4 protein-coding genes are annotated in these 4,598 nt (G+C 59.5%); 3 read left to right on the top strand and 1 reads right to left on the bottom strand.

Annotated elements, in window-relative coordinates:
- The first annotated feature begins 86 nt into the window (after positions 1-86).
- Genes B3849_RS05635 through B3849_RS05625 form a run of 3 tightly spaced genes read left to right on the top strand, consistent with a single transcriptional unit; the run spans position 87 to position 3,629 of the window.
- Complete coding sequence (locus B3849_RS05635; RefSeq protein ID WP_005850514.1) at positions 87-908, top strand: ABC transporter permease; 822 nt, start codon at positions 87-89, stop codon at positions 906-908.
- Between the two features lie 12 nt (positions 909-920).
- Complete coding sequence (locus B3849_RS05630) at positions 921-2,249, top strand: NAD(P)/FAD-dependent oxidoreductase (RefSeq protein ID WP_278424965.1); 1,329 nt, start codon at positions 921-923, stop codon at positions 2,247-2,249.
- 60 nt (positions 2,250-2,309) lie between these two features.
- Entirely contained in the window at positions 2,310-3,629 is a 1,320-nt protein-coding gene (locus B3849_RS05625; protein WP_168592344.1) for a UDP-glucose dehydrogenase family protein, read from the top strand.
- Between the two features lie 47 nt (positions 3,630-3,676).
- Here the strand turns inward: B3849_RS05625 and B3849_RS05620 are convergent, their stop codons facing one another.
- Positions 3,677-4,576 carry a rhodanese-related sulfurtransferase gene (locus B3849_RS05620; protein ID WP_278424964.1) on the bottom strand — a complete coding sequence of 300 codons (900 nt, stop codon included), beginning with the start codon at positions 4,574-4,576 and terminating at the stop codon, positions 3,677-3,679.
- Positions 4,577-4,598 lie beyond the last annotated feature (22 nt).

Below are 4,598 nucleotides of genomic sequence, written 5' to 3'. Positions count from 1 at the left end.
GCGGTGGCGGTGATCCTGCTGCTGATCCTGATCGTTCCAATCGTTCTGTTCCAACGCAACCAGCAACGTCAGGCCGAGGTGGAGACATGAGACGCGCAAGCTGGTTCAATATTACTTCGCTCACCCTCGGGTTTGCTTTTCTTTATCTGCCGATGATCCTGCTGGTCATCTACAGTTTTAACAGTTCGAAACTGGTGACTGTCTGGGCCGGTTTCTCGACGAAATGGTACGGCGAGCTGCTTCAGAATGAGGCATTTCTGAATGCTGCTATGGTAACGCTGAAGGTCGCGGTGGCATCCTCTACGCTGGCAACGGTGTTGGGGACGATGGCGGCATACATTCTTGTGCGCGGGGGGCGGTTTGCTGGGCGTACGCTCTTCTCGGGTATGATCTACGCGCCGCTGGTCATGCCGGAGGTGATTACCGGCCTGTCGCTGTTGCTTCTGTTTATCGGGATCGGGCTGGACCGGGGGACGCTGACCATCGTGCTGGCACACACGACCTTTTCGATGTGCTACGTGTCAGTGGTCGTCTCATCGCGGCTGGTGACTTTTGATCGGTCGCTGGAGGAAGCGGCGCTGGACCTTGGGTGCTCGCCTTTCGACGCCTTCCGTTTGGTGACCTTGCCGATCATTGCGCCGGCTGTCATCTCGGGGTGGCTGCTGGCGTTCACGCTCTCGCTGGACGACCTTGTTATCGCTTCGTTTACCACGGGCCCGTCCTCCACAACCCTGCCGATCAAGATCTGGAGCGCGGTGCGTCTTGGCGTCTCGCCCGAGATTAACGCATTATCCACCATCATGATCGGTATCGTGACTTTCGGGGTTATCACGGCGTCACTGATGTCGAAGCGCAAGGCGATCAAGGCGCAACGCGATGTGCAGGCGGCGGAACGCGCCGTGGCATGAAAGAGCGGCGGCATGAAACGAATATTTAACGATTTTGCCTATACAGATGCGCCTAGGGAAAATTGTTGGTGGGATCAAACCTGCGCCGCTACCGACAGGTCTGCGTTGGAAGGTGACGTATCCTGTGACGTGGCGATTGTGGGCGGCGGCTTTACCGGGCTCTCTGCTGCGTTGCGCCTTGCGGAGGCTGGATATTCGGCGGTTGTGCTGGAAAACCGATACGTCGGCTGGGGCGCGTCGGGCCGCAACGGGGGCTTTTGCTGCCTTGGGGGCGGACGGCTAAGTGATGCCGCGCTGGACAAGCTTGCGGGGCGCGAGGATCGGTTGCGCTTTCGCGCGGCTGAGCTGGCGGCGATCAACTTTGTTGATGCGTTGATCACGCGGCATGGGATCGAGGTTGACCGCCACTCCGACGGGGAGATCGAGCTGGCGCATCGGCCCAAGGATATGGACGATTTTCGCACGCGCGCCCGCGAGGTGCGAGAGAACTATGGGCTAGACGCGCGGCTTGTTGATCCCGCGGACTTCGCGGCGCATGGGCTTTCAGGGCCGTTCCACGGGGCGCTGCATATTCCGGCGGGCTTTGCGCTGAACCCGCGGAAATACGTGACCGGCCTTGCTGCAGCCGCGGAAAAGGCGGGTGCGGTCATTTACCATGATACGCCTGCGCTTGAGGTACAGCAGGCGGCGCAGGGTCACGACGTTCGAACGCCCAAGGGTAGGGTGCGTGCACAGAAAATGATTGTCGCCACGAACGGGTATTCGTCGGAAGATTTGGTGCCGGGGCTGTCTGCGCGCTATATGCCCACGCAGTCGACGGTCCTTGTGACCCGCCCCCTGACCGAGGCAGAGCTAGATGCCGCGGGATGGAAGAGCGATTATATGTCCGCAGATACGCGCAATTTGCTGCATTATTTCAGGCTGATGCCGGACCGCCGGATGTTGTTCGGCATGCGCGGCGGTTTAGTGACGGGCAAAGCGGCAGAGGCGCGCGCCATTGCGCGTGTACGCCGCGATTTTGAAAAGTTTTTTCCGGCGTGGAAAGACGTTGAGACACCCTACCGATGGTCGGGTATGGTATGTCTGTCGCGCGCGCAAATGCCCTTTGTCGGCAAGCTCCCTGACCCCGGAGCTGTCTATGCAAGTCTTTGTTATCATGGGAATGGTGTTGCAATGGGCAGCTATTCGGGCGGGCTGGTCGCGGATCTGGTGATGGGCAAACCCATCGACCGGCCCTATCCTCAGGTCATGCAAAAACCGCTGCGAAAGTTCGAACTGGGGCGCTTGCGTCGGCTTCTGATGCCATTTGCCTATCTTGGTTTTGCGCTGTCAGATCACTAGATGTGGGTGCACCGGCTGGCTTGGCTTGCGGACTGTCAAATTGATTTAGGATAAAGTTTCATGAAGATTGCGATGATTGGCACCGGCTATGTCGGTTTGGTCTCGGGTGTTTGTTTCTCGGATTTCGGACATGAAGTTGTCTGTGTCGACAAAGACCCCTCTAAAATCGAGAAGTTGGAAAAGGGCATCGTCCCGATCTACGAGCCCGGTCTTGATGATTTGATGGCCAAGAACGTTGCCGCGGGGCGTCTGTCTTTCACCGGTGACCTTGCCAGTGCAGTGGATGGTGCGGATGCCGTGTTTATCGCGGTTGGGACGCCGACCCGGCGCGGGGACGGGCATGCGGATCTGACCTATGTCATGGCCGCCGCAGAAGAGATCGCCTCTGTCCTGACGGATTATGCGGTGATCGTCACCAAATCGACTGTGCCCGTGGGCACCAACCGTCAGGTTAAACAGGTCGTCGCCAAAGCCAATCCCAAGGCCGAATTCGACGTTGCCTCGAACCCGGAATTCCTGCGTGAAGGGGCCGCGATTGACGACTTTATGCGCCCCGACCGCGTGGTTGTAGGCACGCAGAATGAACGCGCCGAACAGGTGATGAAGGACATCTACCGCCCGCTCTCGCTGCGCGAGTTTTCGATCATGTCGACCGATCTGGAAAGCGCAGAGATGATCAAATACGCCGCCAACGCGTTTTTGGCGACCAAGATTACCTTTATCAACGAAATCGCGGCCCTGTGTGAACGCACTGGTGCGGATGTCAAAATGGTGTCGAAAGGCATGGGGCTGGATAACCGGATCGGGTCCAAGTTCCTGCATGCGGGCCCGGGCTACGGCGGTAGCTGCTTCCCGAAAGACACGCAGGCCTTGGCGCGGATGGGGCAGGATCATTCGGTGCCGATGCAGCTGACCGAAACCGTGATCAAGGTGAACGACGAGGTCAAACGCCGGATGATCGACAAGGTGGTCGACATCTGTGGCGGGTCGGTAAACGGCAAGACCATCGCGGTGCTGGGGGTAACGTTCAAGCCCAACACCGACGATATGCGCGACTCTCCCAGCTTGACGATTGTGCCATCGCTGGTGGGCAACGGGGCCAAGGTGCGTGTGGTTGATCCTCAGGGCAAACGCGAGGGCGAAGCCTTGCTGCCGGGCGTGTCGTGGCTGGAGGATGCCTATAAGGCCGCGCAAAATGCGGATGCGCTGGTCATTCTGACGGAGTGGAATGAATTCCGCGCGCTGGACCTCAAGCGGATGGCCAAGCGCATGGCGACCCCTGCGATGGCAGATCTTCGGAATATCTATAGCCCCAAAGATGCCAAACGCGCTGGTTTCTCGGCCTATGTCTCTATCGGGCGCGAAGGGTTCGGGGCTTAACCTGCACCACCGGCCCGCGCTTGGAACAGGGCGGGCCGACAGCGTGATCAGCTGCGGTGGGTTTCGCCGCGTGCTTTGGCAAGCGTCATCTGCCGCTGGCGCTCACGGAACCGCGCCTTATCCGCGTCAGAGGTTTCATCGACGCACTGCGGGCAGCTGACGCCGGCTTCGTATCCGGGCTTTGCGGTATCTTCGGGCAGGATCGGGCGACGGCAGCCGTGGCACAGCATATGCGGCCCTTCTTTCAACCCGTGACCAACGCTGACGCGGTTGTCAAAGACAAAGCAATCGCCTTTCCAGCTGCTTTGCTCTTCGGGGATGTCTTCAAGGTACTTGAGGATGCCCCCCTTAAGATGGAACACGTCCTCCACCCCTTGGCCGATCAGGTAGTTCGTCGATTTCTCACACCGGATACCGCCGGTACAGAACATCGCGATTTTCTTGTTGTGGAACCGGTCCTTATTCGCCTCCCACCAGGCGGGGAATTCGCCAAAGCTCTGGGTTTCCGGGTCGATGGCCCCGTCGAAGGTGCCGATCGCGACCTCATAGTCATTGCGCGTGTCGATCACGGCAACATCGTCGCGGCCGATCAGATCGTTCCAGTCGGCGGGATCGACGTAATGCCCGACCTTGGCCAGCGGATCGACATCGGGCTGACCCATGGTCACGATCTCGCGCTTCAGGCGGACCTTCATCTTGCCGAAGGGCGGCGTTGTGGCGGTGCTTTCCTTCCACTCAAGATCGGTGCAGCCGGGCAGGGCACGGATATGCGCGATGACCGCGTCTATCCCCGCACGGGGGCCGGCGATGGTGCCGTTGATGCCTTCGGCGGCGACAAGCAGCGTGCCTTTGACGTCATGTTGCGCACAAAGCGCAATCAACGGCGGGCGCAGGGCGTCAGGCGCGTCAAAACGGCTGAAATGATAGAGGGCGGCAATGGTATACATGCGCGCTGAGATACGCCCATGC

The sequence above is a fragment of the Sulfitobacter sp. UBA4523 genome (assembly GCF_002388305.1).
GTDB classification, from domain to species: Bacteria; Pseudomonadota; Alphaproteobacteria; order Rhodobacterales; family Rhodobacteraceae; genus Sulfitobacter; species Sulfitobacter pontiacus.
This window is presented reverse-complemented; position numbering and strand designations above follow the sequence as displayed.

Excerpts from the sequence above, each read along its gene's own strand:
- B3849_RS05635 (WP_005850514.1), top strand. The coding sequence starts at position 87 with ATGAGACGCGCAAGCTGGTTCAATATTACTTCGCTCACCCTCGGGTTT.
- B3849_RS05630 (WP_278424965.1), top strand. The coding sequence starts at position 921 with ATGAAACGAATATTTAACGATTTTGCCTATACAGATGCGCCTAGGGAA.
- B3849_RS05625 (WP_168592344.1), top strand. The coding sequence starts at position 2,310 with ATGAAGATTGCGATGATTGGCACCGGCTATGTCGGTTTGGTCTCGGGT.
- B3849_RS05620 (WP_278424964.1), bottom strand. The coding sequence starts at position 4,576 with ATGTATACCATTGCCGCCCTCTATCATTTCAGCCGTTTTGACGCGCCT.